Origin of the sequence: Mycobacterium sp. RTGN6 (genome assembly GCF_033804605.1) — a bacterium.
GTDB lineage: Bacteria > Actinomycetota > Actinomycetes > Mycobacteriales > Mycobacteriaceae > Mycobacterium.
Genome location: NZ_JAPZKZ010000001.1, coordinates 232167 through 252799 on the forward strand (window position 1 = coordinate 232167; position 20633 = coordinate 252799).

At 66.8% G+C, this 20633-nt stretch carries 23 protein-coding genes and 1 tRNA gene; 10 read left to right on the forward strand and 14 right to left on the reverse strand.

Annotated features, from left to right (window positions below; all coding sequences use genetic code 11):
* Positions 1-3: 3 nt before the first annotated feature.
* The 7 genes from SLQ33_RS01085 to aceE form a co-directional block, all read right to left on the reverse strand.
* Positions 4-1425, reverse strand: a complete 1422-nt coding sequence (locus tag SLQ33_RS01085; protein ID WP_319451932.1) for an acyl-CoA carboxylase subunit beta — start codon at positions 1423-1425, stop codon at positions 4-6.
* Positions 1426-1467: 42 nt separating this feature from the next.
* Entirely contained in the window at positions 1468-2721 is a 1254-nt protein-coding gene (kasB, locus tag SLQ33_RS01090) for a 3-oxoacyl-ACP synthase KasB (protein ID WP_319451933.1), read from the reverse strand.
* Between the two features lie 24 nt (positions 2722-2745).
* Positions 2746-3996, reverse strand: coding sequence for a 3-oxoacyl-ACP synthase KasA (gene kasA / locus SLQ33_RS01095; RefSeq protein ID WP_319451934.1), 1251 nt, complete (start codon positions 3994-3996; stop codon positions 2746-2748).
* Positions 3993-4283, reverse strand: coding sequence for a meromycolate extension acyl carrier protein AcpM (acpM, locus tag SLQ33_RS01100; RefSeq protein ID WP_319451935.1), 291 nt, complete (start codon positions 4281-4283; stop codon positions 3993-3995). The genes kasA and acpM overlap by 4 nt, the downstream gene beginning before the upstream one ends.
* 96 nt (positions 4284-4379) lie before the next feature.
* Complete coding sequence (locus SLQ33_RS01105; protein ID WP_319452526.1) at positions 4380-5297, reverse strand: ACP S-malonyltransferase; 918 nt, start codon at positions 5295-5297, stop codon at positions 4380-4382.
* Between the two features lie 150 nt (positions 5298-5447).
* Positions 5448-6719: a PucR family transcriptional regulator gene (locus SLQ33_RS01110; RefSeq protein ID WP_319451936.1), complete on the reverse strand. Its 1272-nt coding sequence runs from the start codon at positions 6717-6719 to the stop codon at positions 5448-5450.
* A gap of 143 nt (positions 6720-6862) precedes the next feature.
* On the reverse strand, positions 6863-9652 hold the full coding sequence (gene aceE / locus SLQ33_RS01115; RefSeq protein ID WP_319451937.1) for a pyruvate dehydrogenase (acetyl-transferring), homodimeric type: 2790 nt from the start codon (positions 9650-9652) through the stop codon (positions 6863-6865).
* A 161-nt stretch (positions 9653-9813) separates the two neighbouring features.
* On the opposite strand from aceE, the gene SLQ33_RS01120 reads away from it, so the two are divergent.
* The 4 genes from SLQ33_RS01120 to SLQ33_RS01135 all read left to right on the forward strand — a co-directional run bounded on the left by SLQ33_RS01120 (position 9814) and on the right by SLQ33_RS01135 (position 11483).
* Positions 9814-10386: a hypothetical protein gene (locus SLQ33_RS01120; RefSeq protein WP_319451938.1), complete on the forward strand. Its 573-nt coding sequence runs from the start codon at positions 9814-9816 to the stop codon at positions 10384-10386.
* Positions 10387-10463: 77 nt separating this feature from the next.
* Positions 10464-10901, forward strand: coding sequence for a DUF3052 domain-containing protein (locus SLQ33_RS01125; protein ID WP_319451939.1), 438 nt, complete (start codon positions 10464-10466; stop codon positions 10899-10901).
* Positions 10901-11365 (forward strand): peroxiredoxin, encoded by a 465-nt coding sequence (locus SLQ33_RS01130; RefSeq protein WP_319451940.1) that lies wholly within the window; start codon positions 10901-10903, stop codon positions 11363-11365. The genes SLQ33_RS01125 and SLQ33_RS01130 overlap by 1 nt, the downstream gene beginning before the upstream one ends.
* A gap of 46 nt (positions 11366-11411) precedes the next feature.
* Positions 11412-11483 (forward strand) — tRNA-Val (locus tag SLQ33_RS01135).
* A gap of 15 nt (positions 11484-11498) precedes the next feature.
* On the opposite strand, the gene SLQ33_RS01140 is transcribed toward SLQ33_RS01135, so the two are convergent.
* From SLQ33_RS01140 to SLQ33_RS01150, 3 genes are read right to left on the reverse strand one after another with little or no spacing between them, the layout of a single operon-like run.
* The gene (locus SLQ33_RS01140) at positions 11499-12323 is read right to left on the reverse strand and encodes an enoyl-CoA hydratase/isomerase family protein (RefSeq protein WP_319451941.1); all 825 of its coding nucleotides are present in this window, start codon (positions 12321-12323) and stop codon (positions 11499-11501) included.
* Between the two features lie 14 nt (positions 12324-12337).
* Positions 12338-12631, reverse strand: a complete 294-nt coding sequence (locus SLQ33_RS01145; RefSeq protein WP_319451942.1) for a putative quinol monooxygenase — start codon at positions 12629-12631, stop codon at positions 12338-12340.
* Positions 12632-12635: 4 nt separating this feature from the next.
* Positions 12636-13232, reverse strand: coding sequence for a TetR/AcrR family transcriptional regulator (locus tag SLQ33_RS01150; protein ID WP_319452527.1), 597 nt, complete (start codon positions 13230-13232; stop codon positions 12636-12638).
* 250 nt (positions 13233-13482) lie between these two features.
* On the opposite strand from SLQ33_RS01150, the gene SLQ33_RS01155 reads away from it, so the two are divergent.
* The 5 genes from SLQ33_RS01155 (at position 13483) to SLQ33_RS01175 (ending at position 16746) form a co-directional block, all read left to right on the forward strand.
* Positions 13483-14451, forward strand: coding sequence for an enoyl-CoA hydratase/isomerase family protein (locus SLQ33_RS01155; protein WP_319451943.1), 969 nt, complete (start codon positions 13483-13485; stop codon positions 14449-14451).
* Positions 14452-14473: 22 nt separating this feature from the next.
* Positions 14474-15490 (forward strand): zinc-dependent alcohol dehydrogenase, encoded by a 1017-nt coding sequence (locus SLQ33_RS01160; RefSeq protein ID WP_319451944.1) that lies wholly within the window; start codon positions 14474-14476, stop codon positions 15488-15490.
* A gap of 78 nt (positions 15491-15568) precedes the next feature.
* The gene (locus SLQ33_RS01165) at positions 15569-16078 is read left to right on the forward strand and encodes a nitroreductase family deazaflavin-dependent oxidoreductase (RefSeq protein ID WP_319451945.1); all 510 of its coding nucleotides are present in this window, start codon (positions 15569-15571) and stop codon (positions 16076-16078) included.
* Between the two features lie 42 nt (positions 16079-16120).
* On the forward strand, positions 16121-16369 hold the full coding sequence (locus SLQ33_RS01170) for a type II toxin-antitoxin system prevent-host-death family antitoxin (protein WP_319451946.1): 249 nt from the start codon (positions 16121-16123) through the stop codon (positions 16367-16369).
* Entirely contained in the window at positions 16354-16746 is a 393-nt protein-coding gene (locus SLQ33_RS01175; RefSeq protein ID WP_319451947.1) for a type II toxin-antitoxin system VapC family toxin, read from the forward strand. The genes SLQ33_RS01170 and SLQ33_RS01175 overlap by 16 nt, the downstream gene beginning before the upstream one ends.
* Positions 16747-16858: 112 nt before the next feature.
* On the opposite strand, the gene SLQ33_RS01180 is transcribed toward SLQ33_RS01175, so the two are convergent.
* Positions 16859-17686 (reverse strand): oxygenase MpaB family protein, encoded by an 828-nt coding sequence (locus SLQ33_RS01180; RefSeq protein ID WP_319451948.1) that lies wholly within the window; start codon positions 17684-17686, stop codon positions 16859-16861.
* A 36-nt stretch (positions 17687-17722) separates the two neighbouring features.
* On the opposite strand from SLQ33_RS01180, the gene SLQ33_RS01185 reads away from it, so the two are divergent.
* Positions 17723-18697, forward strand: a complete 975-nt coding sequence (locus SLQ33_RS01185) for a cobalamin biosynthesis protein (RefSeq protein ID WP_319451949.1) — start codon at positions 17723-17725, stop codon at positions 18695-18697.
* Here the strand turns inward: SLQ33_RS01185 and SLQ33_RS01190 are convergent.
* The 3 genes from SLQ33_RS01190 to SLQ33_RS01200 are packed head-to-tail and all read right to left on the reverse strand — an operon-like array spanning position 18651 to position 20630.
* The gene (locus SLQ33_RS01190) at positions 18651-19475 is read right to left on the reverse strand and encodes an SURF1 family protein (RefSeq protein WP_319451950.1); all 825 of its coding nucleotides are present in this window, start codon (positions 19473-19475) and stop codon (positions 18651-18653) included. The genes SLQ33_RS01185 and SLQ33_RS01190 overlap by 47 nt on opposite strands.
* On the reverse strand, positions 19475-19969 hold the full coding sequence (locus tag SLQ33_RS01195; protein WP_319451951.1) for a low molecular weight protein-tyrosine-phosphatase: 495 nt from the start codon (positions 19967-19969) through the stop codon (positions 19475-19477). Before SLQ33_RS01195 ends, SLQ33_RS01190 begins: the two co-directional genes overlap by 1 nt.
* Positions 19962-20630, reverse strand: coding sequence for an HAD-IA family hydrolase (locus tag SLQ33_RS01200; RefSeq protein WP_319451952.1), 669 nt, complete (start codon positions 20628-20630; stop codon positions 19962-19964). The genes SLQ33_RS01195 and SLQ33_RS01200 overlap by 8 nt, the downstream gene beginning before the upstream one ends.
* Between the last annotated feature and the right edge of the window lie 3 nt (positions 20631-20633).

The window sequence follows — 20633 nt, forward strand, 5'->3', positions numbered from 1 at the left end:
GACCTACAGCGGGATGTTCTTGTGGCGCCCGCGGCGGGCCGGAGCTTCGGCGAGCGCCTGCGTGACGGCGCTGCGCGTGTGCGCGGGATCGATCTTGGCGTCGACGACACCGATCTCGACTGCGCTGTCCACGCCGCCCGCGATCCGCTCGTGCTCGGCCGCGAGGCTCTCGTGCAGCGCCTCGCGCTCCTCGGGTGCGGCGGCGGCCAGCGTGCGCTTGTGCAGAATGCCGACCGCAGCCTTGGCGCCCATCACCGCCACCTCGGCGTCCGGCCAGGCGAAGACCTTGGTGGCGCCAAGCGAACGTGAGTTCATCGCGATGTAGGCGCCGCCGTAGATCTTTCGGGTCACCAGGGTGACTCGCGGCACTGTCGCCTCACCGAACGCGTGCAGAAGCTTGGCGCCGCGGCGCACCACGCCGCCCCACTCTTGGTCGACGCCGGGCAGGTAGCCGGGCACGTCGACGACGACGATGATCGGAATGCCGAACGCATCGCACAGCCGCACGAAACGCGCTGCCTTCTCGGCGCTTTCGGAGTTCAGGCAGCCGCCGAGGCGCAGTGGGTTGTTCGCCAGCACGCCGACCGAGCGACCCGCCAACCGGCCCAGCCCGACGACCATCGACGGCGCCCACTTGGCCTGGAACTCCTCGAGCGGGGCGTCGGCGTCGAGCAGTGCGTTCACCAACGGGTGCACGTCGTAGGCCCGCCGTGGCGAATCGGGCAGCAGCGCGTGCAGGTCGGTGTCCCCGGCTTCGGCCTTGCTGCGGTCGAAATGGCCCTGCTGGCTGAACAATCCGACCAGGCGACGGCCGCGCGCGTAGGCGTCGAGCTCGTCGTCGGCGACGATGTGGCAGACACCCGACTTCTTGTGGTGGGTGTCGGGGCCGCCGAGCGAGGTCATGTCGACGTCCTCGCCGGTGACGCTGCGCACGATGTCCGGACCCGTGACGAACACCCTGCCCTCCGGGGCCATGATGACGACGTCGGTCAGCGCCGGGCCGTATGCCGCACCGCCTGCGGCGAATCCGACCACGACGGAGATCTGCGGGACGTACCCCGAGGCGCGGATCATGGCCTCGAAGACCAGGCCGACTGCGTGCAGCGCCTTGACGCCCTCGGCCAGCCGGGCACCGCCGGAGTGCCAGATGCCGATGATGGGGCTCTGCTCCTCGATGGCGGTGTCGTAGGCGTCGACGATGTGCTTGCAGCCGTCCACGCCCATCGCGCCACCCATGACGGTGCCGTCGGTGCAGAACGCGATGGTGCGTACGCCGTTGACGGTGCCACCGGCGGCCAGTACGCCGGACTTGTCTCGCTCGTGCAGCAGTTCGACGGTGCCGTCGTCGAAGAAGGTGGACAGGCGCAATAGCGGATCGCGGGGATCCAGTGACTCGTCGACGGTATCCGGGGCCATGGTCGTCATCTCAATCTCCTAGCGTCTCAATACGTTTCGTATGGTGTGTGGTTAGTATCTGCCGAAGGCGAGTGCGACGTTGTGCCCGCCGAATCCGAATGAATTGTTGATTGCGTACTGGTAGTTGCCTTGCCGTGGTTCTCCGGCGACCACGTTCAGATCGATCTCCGGATCGAGGTTGTGCAGGTTCAGCGTCGGAGGGACGACTCCGTCCCGCAACGCCATCACGGTCAGGATCGATTCGACGGCTCCGACGGCGCCGACCGAGTGGCCGAGCGCCGACTTCGGTGCGTACACCGCCGGCCTGTTGTTGCCGAGTGCGTTGTTGATGGCCTTGCCTTCGGCCACGTCGCCTACCGAGGTGCCGGTCGCATGTGCGTTGACGTGGTCGATGTCTTCCGGCGTGAGCCCGGCCAGCTGAATCGCACGCGTCATCGCGTGCCCGGCCTGGTCCCCGGTGGGGTCGGGCGCCACGATGTGATACCCGTCGGACGTGATGGCGGCGCCCATCAGCCGGGCCAGAATGTTGGCCCCGCGCGCCCGGGCGTGCTCCTCGGTCTCGATGATCAGCAGCGCCCCGCCCTCGCCGAACACGAAGCCGTTGCGGTCCTTGTCGAACGGGCGGCAGGCGCCCGCCGGATCCTCGTTGGTGGTGGACAGCACGATGCGCATCTGGGCGAAGCCTGCGATCGGAACGGCCTCGATCCTGGTTTCCACGCCGCCGCAGATCGCCATGTCGGCCTCACCGAGCACGATGTTGCGCCACGCGTTCGCGATGGCCTCCGAGCCCGATGCGCACGCCGAGATGGGCGTGATCACGCCGGCCTTGGCCTTGCGCTCCAGCGCCACCGCGGCCGCAGGAGAGTTCGGCATGTACATCTGCACGGCCAGGGGAGAGACGGCCTTCAAGCCCTTCTCCCGCAATGCGTCGTAGGCGTACAGGAGTTCCTCGCTGGACCCCATCCCGGTGCCGATCGACACCATGAGGCGCTTGGTATCCACCTCGGGGGCACCTGCGTGGTCCCACGCCCGCCTGCCGATGACCGTGGCCATCTTTTGCAGGTAGGAGAGCCGACGCAGTTCTACCCGCGTCAACTCGGACTCGAAGTCCTCCAGCAGGTGGCCACCGATGCGCACCGGAAGGTCGTACAACTCGACGAAGTAGTCATCCAGCGTGCGGATGCCGCTTTCCCCGTCGAGTAGTCGCTTCCAGGTGCCCTCGGCGTCGGTCGCCAACGCCGTCGTCATGGCATAGCCAGTGACGACGACGTTGGGGAATCCGTTCCCAGTGCTCAGGGCTGCCATTACTGCTCCGAGAGTCCCTCTCGTCTAGTAGCGACCGAACGCCAGAGCGACATTGTGTCCACCGAAGCCGAACGAATTGTTGATGGCGTACTGGTAGTCGCCATACCGAGGCTCGCCCGCAACGACATCGAGATCGATCTCGGGGTCGGGCGTCTCGTAGTTCAGCGTCGGTGGGATCACGCCGTCGCGCAGCGCGAGCACCGTCAAGATCGACTCCAGTGCACCGACGGCACCGATCGAGTGGCCCAGCGCCGACTTCGGCGCGTACACCGCAGCGTGTTGCACTCCGGCTTCCCGGATCGCGTTGGCCTCGGCGGTGTCACCGATGGGCGTGGCCGTGGCGTGCGCGTTGACGTGACTGATGTCCTTCGGGGACAGCCCGGCCGTCTCCATCGCGCGCTTCATCGCGTGCCCGGCACGCAGGCCGTCCGGTGCCGGCGCCACCATGTGGTAGGCGTCGGACGAGATGCCCGCACCCATGATCCGAGCCAGCGGCTTGGCGCCCCGAGCCTTGGCGTGCTCCTCGGTTTCGATGATCATCATGGCCCCGGCCTCGCCGAACACGAAGCCGTCGCGGTTCTTGTCGAACGGTCGCGACGCCGCCTCGGGGTCGTCGTTTCTGGTCGACATGGCCCGCATCATCGAGAACGCCGCGATGGGCAGTGCCTCGATCATGCCTTCCACGCCACCGCAGACGGCGAAGTCGGCGTCACCCATGACGATCTGTCGCCACGCGTGGGCGATGGCCTCCGAACCCGATGAACACGCCGACACGGGGGTGATGACCCCGGCGCGAGCCCCGAGTTCGAGGCCCACCACCGCGGCCGCACCGTTCGGCATGACCATCTGAACGGCGAGTGGCGAGACCTTGCGGGGGCCACCCTCGTTCATGGCGTCGTACATCTCGACGATCTTCTCGCCGCCGCCCAGCCCGGTGCCGATCACGACCGAGAAACGATCGGGATCGACCTCCGGGCTGCCCGCGGATTCCCACAACTGATTGCCGACGTACTTCGACATCCGCTGGACGTAGGACATGCGGCGCAACTCGAGCCGGGTCATCAGGGGATCGAGGGGCTCCTTGAGGTGCCCGCCGATCTTGACCTGGAGGTCCCACTTGTCGACGAAGGGGTCATCGAGTACGCGGATGCCGCTTTCGCCTGCCAACAAACCCTTCCACGTGCTCTCGATGTCCGGGGCAATCGAGGTGGTCGCCGTGACGGCGGTCACGACGACGTTGGGGAAACCGCCGTTAGCAGTGGAAGGACGGGTCACTGTGCGAACTTCTCGCGAAGGGCAGCAGCAGCCTCGGGGTTCTCTTCTTCGAGCTTCTGGATGTAGGCGACGACGTCACCGACGGTACGAAGGCCGGCGAGGTCCTCGTCCGGGATCTTCACGCCGTACTTGTCCTCGGTCTGGACGGCGATCTCGACCATCGACAGCGAGTCGATGTCCAGGTCGTCGACGAACGACTTCTCCGGGGTGACCTCGGAGGGCTCGATGCCGGTGACCTCTTCGATGATCTCGGCGATGCCGGCGATGATTTCTTCCTGCGTAGCCACGGTGGCTCCTTTTATCTCTTCTTGGTCCGGCACTCCACGGTGGAGTGCCGATCTTGACGTTTCGTCCGCTTGTACTTCTTCCGGCAGAGCCGGACGTTAGGTCTGTGCGAGCTCGGCGAGCCCGTCCAGGTCTGCGGGGGTCTTGACGGCGTACGTCGGCACGCCCCGAAGTTCACGTTTCGCGATGCCGACGAGCGTGCCGGCCGGCGGGAATTCGATGATGGCGGCGACCTCGCGCTGGCGCATCGTCTCGGTGCACAGGTCCCAGCGCACCGGCCGGGTCAACTGCGCCACCAACTTGCTCATCGCATCGGCAGCGGATGCGACCGGTTGGCCGTCGGCGTTGGACAGCAGCGTTGCGGTCGGCGCTCCGGTGGTGACGGCGCCAGCTGCGGCGGAGTAGCCGTCGAGGGCGGAGGACATGAAGTGGGTGTGGAACGCGCCGGCGGTGGCCAGTTGGCGAACCCGGGCCTTGGCGGGTGGATCCTCGGCGAGCTTGTCGAGCGCCGACAGCGCGCCCGCGGCGACGATCTGTCCTGCGGCGTTGCGGTTGGCCGGGATCAGGTCGAGCGCCTCGAGGCGGCCGAGCACCTCGGCCTCGTCGCCGCCGAGCACCGCGGACATGCCGGTCGGCTCTACTGCGCACGCCTTGGCCATCTCGGACCCGCGGGTGGCCGCCAGCGACACGGCGTCATCAGCGGAGAGCACTCCGGCGATCGCGTACGCGGCGATCTCGCCGACCGAGTGGCCGGCGGCAAGCAGGTCCGCGCCGGCCAGCAGGCCGCGCTTGGTCAGCTCTTCGTGCGCGAGCAGGGTCGCGGCCACGACAAGGGGCTGCGTGACGGCGGTATCGGTGATCTCCTCGGCGGTGGCGGTGGTCCCCAGCCGGGCAAGATCGAGCCGGCTAATCTCAGACCACGCTGCGACGCGCTCGGCGGCACCGGGCAGCTCCAGCCACGGGGCGAGCATGCCGGGAGTCTGCGATCCCTGTCCGGGAGCGAGCAGCGCAAGCAGGGGTGTTTGGGGCACGAATTAAGAGAACACTGTGAAGACCGTTTTGCGCGGTGTAAGAGATTATGAACCTGGTCTTATGTTTTTGTAGGTAGTCCACAAAACGGCATGTGATGGGACGTCATCGATATCTCGCCGCAACCTCTACCGCACCTATGCGGGCGGGATACCGCCGGTCGCAACGTGTGTTAGCTGCGCCACACCGCTGTTTGTCGTGTTGGAATGCCATCCGTAACGACCGAGCCGTGCGATCGTCGTGGCGACTCTTAACACGTAGGCGTCGCGTGGCACCGCGGGATCGCGCCCGGTGAAGTCGGCGATCCGTTTCAGCCGGTATCGGACGGTGTTTGGATGAACGAACAATTTGCGCGCGCACGCTTCGATCGCGCCCCCGGAATCGAGGTAGGCGTCCAGCGTCTCGGACAGCGCAGGCCCGGCCTCGGCCAGTGGGCGCATGACGTCGGCCTCCAACGCGGCGATCGCCGAGGAGTCACCGAGTAGCGCCCGCTCGGGGAGCAGTTCGCGTGCCGCCACGGGACGCGGAGCGGTGCTCCAACCCGCGACGGCGTTCATGCCCGCGATGGCCTCGATGGCGCTGTGGTGGGCGGCGGACAGGGAGGACGCGACGGGCCCGACGACCACCGGCCCGTCGGCGAAGACCTCGAGCAGTTCGGCGAGGAAGCGGTCCGTATGCGAGAGCTGGCCTGACACGATGGCCACCAGCCACGTGCCATGCACGTCGGACAGCGCGGCGCGTCCGTTACGGCTGGCGATCTCGTGGACGTCCTCGCTGGCGTACTCCACCCGCCCGGGGTCGGGGAATCCGACGAGCACCGTTGCAGGCGCGGTGGCCTCCCAGTTCAGCGCGGCGGCCTGCGACTGAAGCTCCGGCCCGACGTCGCCGCGCACGACGGCGTCGACGACGTTGGCCTCCATGCGGGTGTCCCACGCGCCCCGCGACTCCGCGGCGTCGGCGTATCCGGACGCCGCGGCGAAGGCCAGATTCCGGCTGTAGCGCAGGATTCCGACGGTGAGCGCCGTCATCTGCTCGTCGTTGCGGGCCAGCATCGGGACGACTTCCTCGAAGTGCTCCATCGTCACCCGCACCATGTCGACGGTCTGTCGTAGCGCAATCCGTCGGGTGAGTTCCTGGGGTACCAGGGCGAACGCCTCTGCGGTGTAGCCGACGTCGCCGCGCGGATCGCGCATCCACTCGGCGAAGTTGACCAGCGCCGTCTGTACGACGAGCTGGACGCTGGCGCGCTGAGACGCCTCGAGCTCGGCGAAGAACGGCAGGCGGTCACCCATGACGTGGACGGCCTCGGTGGCCAACCGCCCGGAGTACTGCTTGACTCGGCGCAGGAGCGATTCCGGGACCGAATCCAGCAGTTCGAGCGACGTGCGCGCCGTCGGATTGTCGGTCACTCCTAAAAGCTACGCCAGTTTTCTGGAGAAATCCTCCAACTAGGCGCTGCCGGCCAGTGAAGGCCCGCGTCGAAACTGCGGGGAGATCACGAAAATCGACGAATCTGTGATCTCCCCGCAGTCTCGGCGGGAGGAGTGTGGGCTCAGGCGCTGCCGGTGTCCGCGTACGACACTCCGGCCGCCATCACGTCGTCGATCCGGTACTGCTTGGCGGCAGCGACGGCCACGGACGGGTCGACCTCACCGTCCTGCGCAAGTGCCTCCAGCACCGCCACCACGACCGATTCGGCGTCGGTGTTGAAGTAGCGCCGTGCCGCAGGGCGGGTGTCGGAGAACCCGAAGCCGTCGGTGCCCAGCGTGACGTAGGTGTTGGGCACCCAGGGCCGGATCTGCTCGGGCACCCCGCGCATCCAGTCCGACACCGCCACCACCGGGCCCGCCGTCTCAGCGAGCACCTTCGTGACATACGGCACCGCGGCGGGCTGCCCGGGGTTGCGCAGATGTTCCTTGTCGCTGGCCACACCGTCGCGGTTGAGCTCGCCCCAACTGGTCACCGACCACACGTCGGCCGCGACGTCCCACTCTGCGGCCAACAGGTCGGCGGCCCGCAGCGCTTCGGGCATCGCGACGCCGGACGCGAGGATCTGCGCGACGTTGGTGCGCTTCTCGGCGGCCGCGCGGTAGCGGTAGATACCCCGCAAGAGGCCCTCGGGGTCGAAGTTCTCCGGCTCGGGCGGCTGCGGGTAGGGCTCGTTGTAGATGGTGATGTAGAAGAAGACGTTCTCGGGGGCGTCGCCGAACATCCGCGACAGGCCGCTCTCGATGATGTAGGCGACCTCGTAGGCGAACGCGGGGTCATATGTCACGGCGGCCGGATTGGTGGCCGCCAGCAGCAGCGAGTGTCCGTCCGCGTGCTGCAGACCCTCGCCGGTCAACGTGGTGCGACCGGCCGTGGCGCCGAGCACGAAGCCGCGGGCCATCTGATCGGCCGCCGCCCACAGCCCGTCGCCGGTGCGTTGGAACCCGAACATCGAATAGAAGATGTAGATCGGGATCATCGGCTCGTTGTGCGTCGCGTACGAGGTGCCGACGGCGGTGAACGATGCCGTCGAGCCGGCCTCGTTGATGCCCTCGTGCAGGATCTGCCCGATCTCGCTTTCCTTGTACGTCAGCATCAATTCCGCGTCGACCGCGGTGTACAGCTGGCCGTTGCGGTTGTAGATCTTGAGGCTCGGGAACCAGGAGTCCATGCCGAACGTGCGTGCCTCGTCCGGAATGATCGGCACGATCCGCGGCCCGATCGTCTTGTCGCGCAACAGTTCCTTGAACGTGCGGACCGTCGCCATGGTGGTGGCGACCGCCTGATTCCCGGAGCCCTTCTTCAACGCCTTGTAGGCGTCGCGGCCCGGCAGCGCCAACGACTTGGTCTTCGTGCGGCGCTCGGGAAGAAACCCGCCGAGCGTGCGCCGACGGTCGAGCATGTACCGGATCTCCGGTGCATCGGGACCGGGGTGGTAGTACGGCGGCAGGTAGGGATTCTCCTCGATCGCGCTGTCCGGCACCGGTACTCGCGTGACGTCGCGGAAGGCCTTGAGGTCTTCCAGCGCAAGCTTCTTCATCTGATGTGTGGCGTTGCGGCCCTCGAAGTGGTGGCCCAGCGTGTAGCCCTTGATGGTCTTCGCCAGGATGATCGTCGGCTGGCCCTTGTGCTCCATCGCCGCCCGGTAGGCGGCGTACACCTTGCGGTAGTCGTGGCCGCCGCGCTTGAGGTTCCAGATCTCCTGGTCGCTCATGGGCTCCACCAAGGCCTTGGTGCGCGGGTCCCGTCCGAAGAAGTGATCGCGGACGTAGCCGCCGTCGTTGGCCTTGTACGTCTGGTAGTCACCGTCGGGCGTGGTGTTCATTAAGTTCACCAGGGCGCCGTCGCGATCGGCGTGCAGAAGCGCGTCCCACTCGCGGCCCCACACCACCTTGATGACATTCCAGCCCGCGCCGCGGAAGAACGACTCCAGCTCCTGAATGATCTTGCCGTTGCCGCGCACTGGACCGTCGAGCCGCTGCAGGTTGCAGTTGACGACGAACGTGAGGTTGTCCAGCGCTTCGTTGGCCGCCACCTGGATGAGGCCGCGCGACTCCGGCTCGTCCATCTCTCCGTCGCCGAGGAATGCCCACACGTGCTGATCGGAGGTGTCCTTGAGGCCGCGATCGTGCAGGTAGTGGTTGAACCGGGCCTGATAGATCGCGTTCATCGGACCCAGCCCCATCGACACCGTGGGGAACTCCCAGAAGTCGGGCATGAGTCGGGGGTGCGGGTACGACGGGAGCCCACCGCCGGGATGGCTGTGTTCCTGGCGGAAACCATCCAGTTGGTCGGCAGTTAGCCGACCCTCGAGGAATGCGCGTGCGTAGATGCCCGGCGAGGCGTGGCCCTGAATGAACACCTGATCGCCACCACCGGGGTGGGACTTGCCGCGGAAGAAGTGGTTGAAGCCGACCTCGTACAGCGCGGCCGACGACGCATACGTCGAGATGTGGCCGCCCACACCGACTCCCGGCCGCTGCGCACGATGCACCATGATCGCGGCGTTCCATCGGATCCACGCGCGGTAGCGTCGCTCCACGTCCTCGTCACCGGGGAACCACGGCTCGAGTTCGGTGGGGATGGTGTTGACGTAGTCCGTCGACGTGAGCGCGGGGATGGCGACGCGCTGTTCGCCAGAGCGCTCCAAAAGACGCAACATCAGGTATCTTGCGCGGGCGGGACCCGATCGCTCCAGCATCTCGTCGAACGATTCCAGCCACTCGCTGGTTTCGTCGGGATCGATGTCGGGCAGATAGGAGGCGACGCCTTCCCGGATCACTCGGACCCGGTCGGGTTCGCCTGTGGTGCTTGAGTTTTGGGCCAGGTCCTGGCGCGCGAACTCGGTGGTCAACTGCCGCTCCTTGTTAGGCGGAAGGGTGGGGTTTTTGGCCCCTTGACGTGCAGGTGTACTGCACGTCCATCCTGCCCCCATCGTGCCGTAGATGTCCCCCCGGGGTCGGGCTAAGGCAATGATGCCGCGGTCGATTTGCATCGGCGGTACCGTCGCAGACTGTGACCAGCCGTCTCAAGCGTGGGCGGCTACGTACCGCAGGCGCCGTCGCTGGAAGCATGGCCGGCCTCGCGATGATCGTCGTGGGCTGTCAGACGCTCACCGCGGGCACGGCGTCGGTCGACCGCGCCGATGTGCCCGTGTACCGGGCGTCGGTGTCGTCGTCCTCGGCGGAATCGTCGTCGCGGTCGGCATCGAGTGAATCCGCGCACCAGTCGTCGGTGACGAAGGCGGCGGTACACACCGCGTGCAATGACCTCAGCACCAGCAGCGTCAACGCGGTGGACGCGGTGAACGCCTTCGTGCACGCCTTCAACGGCAACGATCCGGACGCCGACGCGAAGGCCGGACCGGCCGTCGAGGCCCTCAATACCAGCGCTGACCTGGTCGCGGGCGGCTTGTCGGAGCCGCTGTCGGACGACTTGGAGAGCGCGTTGAAGGCCTGGGTGGATGCCGCCCACAACGTCGCGGGCGTGCTCGCCCGACCGTTCGACATGGCCGCGTTCAACGTCGCGATCAACCAGCTCAATGACGTCAAGACGCATGCGCTGGAGCTGTGCGACGCGGCATATTGAGCGGCAACCTGCGTGCCAGGCATCCGCCGGTGGGCGTCGGCGTGCGACGATAGGCGACACATGAGCAGCAGGCGGCGATGAGGAGGAACACGGTGGTTGCGGCGGACTCGCCGAACTACGCCCGGAAACTGGGCATCGAAAAGGATCAGCTCGTCCAGGAGTTGGGCTGGGACGAGGACACCGACGACGACATCCGGGCGGACGTCGAGGAAGTAAGCGGAGGCGAACTCCTCGACGAGGACGCGGACGAAGTCATCGACGTGGTGCTGTTGTGGTGGCGCAACGATGACGGGGACCTCGTCGACCGACTGATGGACGCGATCACTCCGCTCGCCGAGGACGGCGTCATCTGGGTGGTGACACCCAAGACGGGCAAGCCCGGTCACGTGCTGCCCGCGGAGATCGCGGAGTCTGCGCCGACGGCGGGTCTGATGCAGACGTCGTCTGCCAACCTCGGCGATTGGATCGCCAGCAGGCTGGTGCAACCGAAGTCGAAGGCAGCGGGCCGGCACTAGTGCTCGAAACTGGTACGGAAGCACCGGATTTCACGCTGAAGGACCAGCACGGGCAGCCCGTCACCCTGAGCGCGTTCCGTGGTGTCAAGAACGTGCTGCTGGTGTTCTTCCCGTTGGCGTTCACCGGCATCTGCCAAGGCGAGCTCGACGAGATTCGCGACCAGCTGGGCTCCTACCAGAACGACGACGTTCATACGTTGACGATCTCGGTGGGCCCACCCCAGACCCACAAGGTCTGGGCGACTCAGAGCGGGTTCGCCTTCCCGGTGTTGGCGGACTTCTGGCCGCACGGCGCCGTGGCGCAGGCGTACGGCGTGTTCAACGCGGACGCCGGCATCGCCAATCGCGGCACGTTCGTCGTCGATACGTCTGGGATCATCCGGTTCGCGGAGATGAAGCAGCCGGGGGAGGCGCGTGACCAGACGCTGTGGACCGACGCCCTGGCGGCCCTGTCGGCGAGCTAAACGGATTTCCGTCGGCACGGCGTGAGCAGGTAGCCTTCCCCCTCGCGGGCGTGTAGCTCAGTGGTAGAGCTCTGGTTTTACACACCAGCGGTCGTGGGTTCGATCCCCTCCGCGCCCACTCAGAGAGCCTTGTTCAGGCTTTCTCGGCGATGTGCTCGCCGAGTTCGAGTTCGATCCCATGGGGCTGCTGAAAGCCGCGGGCGAAGAGGCTGCGCACGCGATCCGCGGTCTCCGGCCGACCTGCCGTGCGCAGGAAGGCAGCCACAGAGGCTGCGTAATCACTCGCCGGAATCGCCGTGGCCGCGTCGACGAACTCCTTCGTGCCGGATATCGCGGCCTTGTCGAAACTGGCGATGCGGTGGGCGAAGGCGTCGACGAAGTCGTCGAGCTCGCCCTCGGGCAACACGCGGTTGACATAGCCGTACTCGGCCGCGAGTTGGGCCGGGAAGTCGTTGCCTCCCAGCACGATCTCCATCGCGCGACCCCGGCCCACCAGTTCGGCCAGACGACCCATGGGGTTGCCTCCAGGCACAGCGCCGATGCCAATCTCGGGCTGACCCAGGATGGCGTTGGGACCCGCGAAGCGGATGTCCGTGCTGAGTACGAATTCGCTTCCCGCGCCACGGACGCGGCCGTTGATTGCCGAGATCGTGACGGCCGGGACCCTGCTCAGACGCAGCAGGTTGTCCGAGATTGGGGGGAGTCCGGTGGGGCCTGGCGGCATGGCGGCCGCTCGCTTGTTGTCCATCAGAAGGTCCAGGTGCGCCATGAAGAAGTCGGGGTTGGCGCTCTGGAAGACGACGACGGTCAGCTCAGGGTCCTGCTCGATGCGGGTCACCAGATCGGCAAGCTGCTCGACGGTGTCCAGGTCGATGAGGTTGATCGGGGCGTTCTCGAACGTCACCTTCCAATAGGACGGCGACACGACTTCCACGTCGAACTGCGACTGATTGCTCATGGGTGACTCCTCGACTACGGTTCGACGGTTTCGTAGAACTGCACGTCCCGACTCTCGAGGGCCGGGATGGCCTGTCCAAATCCCCAGGTCTTGAAGTGATCGCTGGCCGCATGGGCCTCGAACCCAGCACGATCGGTGTAGATCTCGAGGATCCGGATCATCCCCGGCTGCGCCGGATCCCGGTAAGCGAAATAGCTGAGGCAGGCAGGTTCCTGCCTACTCGCCGTAACCAGTTGCTCGACGGCCTGCTGCAGAGTCTGTTCCATTCCTTCGCGGGCAGTCCATACGACCGAGGCTACGAATGCCATCGCGTCACTTCTTTCCCTCGGGGGTTGTGGTTTGCAATGCGGTGGTGATTGCTCGGGTGAGTTCGGTGTGGATGCGGTCGAGTGCCCGGGTGTCGCGTTGGGCTTTGGCGACCAAAAGTGCGCCTTCGATGGAGGTGAGGATCAGGGTGGCCAGTGATTGGGCGTGGTCCATCGTGAGTCCGCGTTGCCACAGGCCCTGGGTGATCAACTCTTCCCAGGAGCGGAACGATTCGGCGGCCGCGCTCATCGTTTCGGGGTAGTTGTCACCGTGCATCACGGTCACGGCGACGGGGCATAGGGCCCGGTAATCGGTGGTTTGCAGCTGCTGTCGGAACATCTCGATGATTTCGTCGACCATGTGAGTCGGGTTGCTGTCGGCCAACAGCGCGGTGATCTGCTTGCTGCGCAACGTCCCGGCCAAGCGGATCGCGTCGCGCAGTAGTTCGGCCTTTCCGCCGGGGAAGTGGTGGTAGATCGAGCCGCGCGGCGCCTGGGCGCGGTCGGCGACCTCGGTCAGCGATGTCGCGTCGACACCGTTTTCCTGCACCGTCTCGAACCCGGCGAACAGCATTCGGCGACGTACATCGGTGCGCGGCTTCATGGCCACATCAGCCTCCTCAAAAGCTATGGCATGAACTATAGCTTATTCGTAGCAATGGGAGCGGTCGGGCAGGGGACTCCGGTCGGAAACGAAGAGAGAACAGGCCATTTACCTGTGGAAAGTCGCTGGATCGTCACCGTTTCCACCAGGGGGTTGCGGATTGAATGATGCCCGTTACTATAGCTCTGACTATAGGAATGATTGGGGCGTTGGTGTCCTGGGTGCCTGTTCCTCCGACCGAAAGCGAGCGATGAACTACTTCACCGTGAATCGGACCGGCTCCGTATCAACCCTGTCGCTGCACCACCCGCCCGCGAACTTCCTGACCACTGACGTGCTCATCGAGCTGTCGGATCACCTCGACGCGCTGGACCGGGATCCGCGGGTGCGTGCGGTGGTGCTGGCGAGCTCCATCCCCGATGTATTCGCCAGCCACTACGACGTCGGCGAGCTCCTGTCCTATGCGCCGGCATCGGGAATCTCGATCGATCCGGTCACCGCCCGAATGGCCCTCGGCGTCGTGTCCACGATCGGCAAGATCCCCGGCCTTCGCGCGGTGCTTCGGAGCAGCCAATTCACGGGCGTGATGGCATTGCTGCGGTATCACTCCATCATCGAGCGAATGCGTTCCAGCAGTATTGTTTTCGTCGCCGCCGTGGACGGCACCGCTTTCGGCGGGGGACTGGAACTCGCACTCGCCTGCGATATCAGACTGATCACCGAATCGAGCAAGGTCGGCTTGCCCGAGGTGGCGATCGGCATCATGCCGGGAGCGGGCGGGATCCAATCGTTACTGCCGAACCTCGGAATGAGCCGCACGCTCGAACTCGTACTCACCGCACGCCCACTCGACGCCGAAGAAGCCGTGCGGCTCGGCATCTTCCATACCCTCACGACACCGGACGCGCTGCTGGCGGCTGCTCAGGATGTGGCCGAACAGATTTCGAGCAGACCCGCCGCGCTGGTGCGGGCGATCAAGGGCTCGGTGTATCGCCACGACCGGACACCTCATCGACGAGCCGCGCGATTCGAGCAGTCCGAATTCATGTCGCTGATGTCGAAGCGGTCCGCACGAACCGCGATGGAACAGTACGCGCGCGACATCGCGGACCTCGAAACCATTCCCGCCGCAACTCCATTCGGGGAGCGGCTCTACGAACAGGTGCTGTCCCACTGGATTCAGGGACGCCGCCCGGCCGAGCACTACCCATCCAACTAATAGAGAGAGAACGTGGTTCACCATGGTTGATTCGATGCAGTCCCTCTGGTTCGTCGAGCCCGGCCGGGTCGAGTGGCGTGAAGTGCCCGCACCGGTGTTGAAAGGCGATACCGATGCGCTAGTGCGGCCCGTGATTGCCGGACGCTGCCCGTTTGACGGGCTGATCGTGCGCGGCATGCTCTCGATACCACCTGGATTCGCGATCGGGCACAATGCGGTCGCCGAGGTCATCGCCATTGGGGACGCGGTCACCCGCGTCGCCGTCGGAGACCTGGTGGTGGTGCCGCCGGACCTGTCCTGCGGGCAGTGCGCGCCGTGTCTGCGCGGATGGACCGCCCACTGCGCCAACATGCCCGAAGGCGCCTCCTACGGAGCGGCGGTGAGCGGACATTGGGGCGGCCTGTTCGACGACCTGGTGCGCGTCCCTTACGCCGACGGGATGCTGCACCGCATCCCCGCCGGGGTCGATCCACTCGAATGCGTAACCGTCGGCGACATCACTGGAGCCAACGACGAACTGGCCCGCCGCCACATCCTGGCCGGCGCACGTAAGCGGGTGCTCGTACTCGCTCCGGGAGTGACGGGGCTCATCCAGGTCGCCTTGGCAATCTCCTACGGAGCCGAGCACGTGCTCTACGTCGATCCCGATCCCGACAATCGTGCACTCGCCGAACAATTCGGCGCGCAGACCGCGGCCAAACCGCCGGCCCCGTCCGAGGGCCTGTTCGACCTGGCGGTCGAGGCATCCGGGAGCGCCGAATGGTTCAGCCGGGGCGTCAACTTGCTCGCAGGGGAAGGTGTCCTCGAAAGCCTCGGTGGCGTGATGGGCGACATATCGATTCCCGCTTTTCACATGTTCATTCAAGGCATCACCGTGCGCATCGCGCGCGCCAACAGTTTCGCGAACACTCCCGGAGCCTTCGACGCCATCGCCGCCGCCCAGGTCAAGCCCTCAACCTTCTACTCCCCGATCGTGAAATGGGAGGACCTACCCGAGGCGATGCTCGAACCAGCCCGGATGCTCGTAGCCACGCGATGAACACCAAGGCAACCAAAACCGAAGAGCCACTTCCATATTCGGCGTGGTGCTGCGCCAGCCACGAGAAAGGTGGAGTGCATGTCCGATGATGTGTTTCCCGATGTGCGATGGGGCAGCGATAGGAACCTGTTACGCAGGCCAGCGACCGCTTTTGCCGCAACGGCATTGGGCTCCTGGCTCATCCGTTCGGCCGCCCCGCTGGACCGAAGGCTACTGCAGCGCAGCCACGGCCGTTTCACCATCCTCGGCCCAATCGGCGCACCCACCGTCTTGCTGACCACCACTGGCCGAAAATCTGGACAGCCGAGAATCAGCCCGCTGCTCTACATCCGCGACAGCGGACGACTCGTCGTCGTGGGGAGCAACTTCGGCCAATCCGCCCACCCGGCGTGGACAGCCAACCTTCTGGCAGACCCCAACGGCACCGTGACTTTGGGCAGCACGGTTGTTCCGGTCGTCGCAACCCCCATCGAGGGCGCCGAATACGAGGAGCTCTACACCGCATTCGTCAACATGGCCTCGGTATATGGCGGCTACCGCGAGAAGACCGACCGCACCATGCGAATGTTCGCGCTCACACCTCGGTAAGCCGCGGCTCCCTCAAGGTAGCACATGTGCTACTCTGAGGAGATGAAAATCGTCGGCTTGCGCGAGCTACGTCAGAACGCGTCGGATCTGGTTCGCCGCGTTGAGGAAGGCGAGGAGATCACCATCACGGTGGCCGGCCGACCAGGGGCGCGATTGGTGCCCGCAGTTCGCCGGGCGTGGAGACAGTGGGGCGACGTCGCCGACGTCTTCGCCGGACCCGCGGATCCCGACTGGGACGACGATCGGCAGACGATCGACCATGAGGTGCGTGACCCATGGGCGAGACGGTGAGGGCGATTCTCGATACCAGCGTCGTCATTGCGACCGACGTGGAGCCACTGGACGGCGAGCTGGCCGTCAGCGCTATCACGCTGGCGGAATTGCACTTTGGCGTTTTGGTCGCAAAGCGCACATCGGTACGCGCTGAGCGTCTACGCCGCCTGCTCGCGCTGCAGCGCACCTTTGATGCGCTCCCGCTGGACGAAGCCGTCGCAGCGAGTTACGGCCAGGTCGCTGCGGCTGTCGTCGATGCGGGACGAAATCCACGCGCACGATCGATGGACCTGCTGATCGCGGCGACTGCGCACGCCCATTCTGCTCGGCTCTACACGCGCAACCGCGACGATTTCGAGGGCCTTGCTGACTTGGTGGACGTCGTCGCAGTGTGAACCTGGCGGACACGAAGACGCGTTCGTCCGACAGGCACGACCGGCAAAGCCGACGTGCGAGGCGAGCACCGCCGGGACGGGAATCGCTGAGTTCGACGCGACGGCAGGCGGGTCAGACGATCCGCCTGCCGAGGCGTGCCCGGGCCCGCATGTCCCACAGGTAGAACTGGTAGCCGAATAGCCAGACGTCGCGCGGAATCACGTGATCGGCCAGGCGCAGCCCCGACAACAGCACCTCGAAGCGGCGCTGCTGGCCCGCCGTCCACGCCAGCTGCATGTGCTCGCGAAACTCCGCCGGGAGGAAGCCCGTCGTCGCGAACAGGTTGAACCGGCCGGCCAGCATGCGCAGCGGAAGCGGAAGGAACGCCATCGCTGCGACGCCGTGCAGGTGCTGGCGCACCGGCGGGTCGATTCGCAACCGATCGAGCGAGCGCTTCCAGTACTCGTCGAACGCCGCCCGATCGGATGGCCACATCTCGTCGCGCACCTGAAGCGTCGTGCCGAGCTTCCTCGCGTCTTGGTAGACGGCTTCGGCGGCCGCCTCGTCGAGCGGGCCGTACAGGAACTCGTGCATGTCGACGTAGTAGCGGTAGAGGCATGCGGCCACCCACAGCTGCAGCGCGGGGTCGAATGCGTTGTAGGACAGCGGGCTTGACTCCTTCGACCGGACCAGGGCATGCACCTTGTCCACCTCGGCGCGGATCAGCGCCCGATCGGCGTCCGTGCCCATCGTGGCAGCGGCGAGGTACGTGCCGGTGGTGCGGGCCCGTTTGAACGGATGCTCGTACACGTTGCCGCTGTCGACCGGGCTCTCCAGCACCCCGTAGCCGACGCCGGGCGTGGCCAGCTGCATGATCACGTTGGCCGCAGGCAGCAGCACCGCCGCCGGATTGAGCAGGTCGACGACCCGGGTCGGACGCCGCGGTGGCCCCAGCCTCATGGAGGTGAGTACACCACCTCGTGAGACGCTGCCGGGGTGTTTGGGCCGACGAGTCGAGGCCGGGCAGCAGGGCTCGCGTTGGGCTGGCTGGCCGATCGCGTGCTGGGCGATCCGCGCCGCGGACACCCCGTCGCCCTGTTCGGACGTGGCGCGGCGGCCCTGGAGCGGGTGACCTACTCCGACTCGAGATGCGCGGGCGTCGCGCACACCGCAGTGCTGCTCGCGGGCCTGGCCGCGCTGGGCATCGGCGCCGAGCGGGTAGCCGCCCGGCGTGGCGCCGCCGCCACGGCGGCGGTCACCGCGGCCACCACGTTCGTCGCGCTTGGCGGCACCTCGTTGGCGCGCACCGGCGAGCGCATGGCGCGCCTCCTCGACGCCGACGACATCGCGGGCGCGCGGGGGCTGCTGCCATCGCTATGCGGGCGCAACCCGGCCGCCCTCGACGCCGCAGGACTGACCAGGGCCGCGTTGGAGTCGGTCGCCGAGAACACGTCCGACGCTCAGGTGGCCCCCCTGTGGTGGGGCGCACTGGGTGGGGTGCCGGGGCTGCTGGTCTACCGCGGCGCCAACACGCTCGACGCGATGATCGGTCACCACTCGCCGCGCTACGAGCAATTTGGCTGGGGCGCCGCAAGATTCGACGACGTGGCCAACTACCTGCCCGCCCGGCTCGCGGGGCTGCTGACGGCCGCCTGCGCACCCGTCGTCGGTGGCTCGCCGTCCTCGGCACTGACCGCTTGGCGCCGCGACGCCGCCAAGCACCCCAGTCCCAATGCGGGCGTCGCGGAGGCGGCGTTCGCAGGCGCGCTGGCCGTTCGGCTGGGTGGGCCAACGCAGTATGCGCACCGCACCGAACTGCGGCCCACGCTCGGCGACGGGCGCACCCCCGAGGTGAGCGACCTGACGCGGTCCGTGCGGTTGTCGCGGGCGGTTCAGCTGACGGCGGGCGTCGTCGCCGTGGTGGTCAGCGCCGCTTGCCGTACCGGTCGGCGATCCGGTCCTCGGTCGTAGGTGGCGCCGACGAGGCTGCCTGCGCATCGGAGGCGGCCCGTTCGCGCCGTCGCGCCTTGACCTCGGCCACCACGAAGTAGCCGACGCCGATCGGGGCGATGATGCCGAACGCGATCCACTGGATGCCGTAGGACAGGAACGGGCCCGCGTCGAGGTGCGGCAGGCCGATCACCCCCAGCCCACCGGGCTGATCGGCGACCAGTTGCAGATACGAGCCCGCGAGCGGGACGCCGGTCACTTGGGCGATCTGCCCGGTGTTGATCGCGTAGACCTGCTGCACGCCGTCCTCGCGCATCGGGTCCTTTCCCACTGGCATGGGCTCGGAGTCGCGCAGCCGCGCGGTGATGGCGACGGTCCCCGTCGGCGCAGGTCCGAACTCCGGCACCGCTGTCCCTTGGGTGGGCTTGACGTATCCGCGGTCGACGAGCACCGTCGGGCCGCCGTCGACGGCGAACGGCACCAGCACCTCGTAGGCCGGGGCGCCGTCGACCACCCGCAGCCGGGCGAGCACCTGGGCTTCTGGGCGGTACCGCCCGGTGGCGGTCACCCGTCGCCACTGCCCGTCGGGCGCCGACGAATCCTGTTGCGGCAGAAACGTCGTCACCGGAACGGGTTCGGCGGTCAGCGAGTTCGAGATCTGGGTGTTCTCGCGGCTCGTCTTGGTGTTCTTGCCGAGCTGCCACGGCGCCAGCACCGTGAAGCATAGGTAGGCGAACGCGATCACGACGACGTACAGCGCAAGCCACTGCGGCTTGAGCAGGAACGCGAAGCGGCGCATCAGCTGGCGACACCGCGGTCGGTGAGTTGGTCGGCTACCCAGTCGTGCAACCCAGGCAGCGACGCTTCGATGACGGTGAACACTTCCTCGAAGTCGTCGGTGGTCCCGTAATAGGGGTCCTCGACGTCGAGGGCGTGCGCGCCGGAGCGGGGGTCGAACGAGCGCAGCATCCGGACCCGCTCGGACGGCGCCCCCAGGTCACGCAGCATCCGGACGTGGTTGCGGCCCATGGCGATGATGAGGTCGGCGGCCAGGTGGTCGTCGTCGACCTGCGCAGCGCGATGTTGGGACGGGTAGCCGTGGCCGCTGAGCACCTGGCTGGCCCGGCGGTCGGCGGGATCTCCTGCGTGCCATCCGCCGGTGCCCGCGCTGGAGACGCGCACCACGCCGCTCAGGCCGCGCTCGTCCAGCTGGTGGGCGAACATCTTCTCGGCCATTGGCGACCGGCAGATGTTGCCGGAGCACACGAACGTGACGTGCAGGAGGTCAGACACCGAGCACCTCGCGCAGCTCCGCGACGGTCGCCACGTGCGCCAGTGGCTCGGCCGCGTCGGGGCCGGTGAAATCGTCTGCGCCGTAACCCCACTGGACGACGACGGTGTCGATGCCGTGCGCCGAGGCACCCTCGACGTCGTGCGAACGGTCGCCGACCATCAGCACCCGCTCGGGCAGCGGCTGCAATTGGTCCAGCGCATGCGCCATGACGTCGGCCTTGGACGCCCGTACGCCGTCCAGCGTGGCCCCGGCGACCACCTCGAAGTGGTGGTCGAGCCCAAAGTGTTCGATGATCCGCCGCGCGGTGGGCTCGGCCTTGGAGGTGGCCACCGCGAGCCGCACGCCCGCCGCCTGAAGGTCGGCCAGCAGGTCGGGGATTCCGTCGAAGACGCTGTTCATCGCCCAGCCCCGGCTGACGTAGTCGGCGCGGTAGGCAGCAATGGCCTCGTCGGCCCGTTCGCCGAGCCCCATCATGCTCAACGTGTGGTGCATCGGCGGCCCGACGACGCGGTTGGCGAGGTCGCCCTCGGGCACGTCGGCCCCGATCTCGCCGAGCGCGTGACGGAAGCTGGAGACGATTCCGTCGGCAGAATCGGTCAGCGTGCCGTCCAGGTCGAAGATCACTAGCTCCGGGCTCACGCGTCCATTGTCTACTGTCATGTA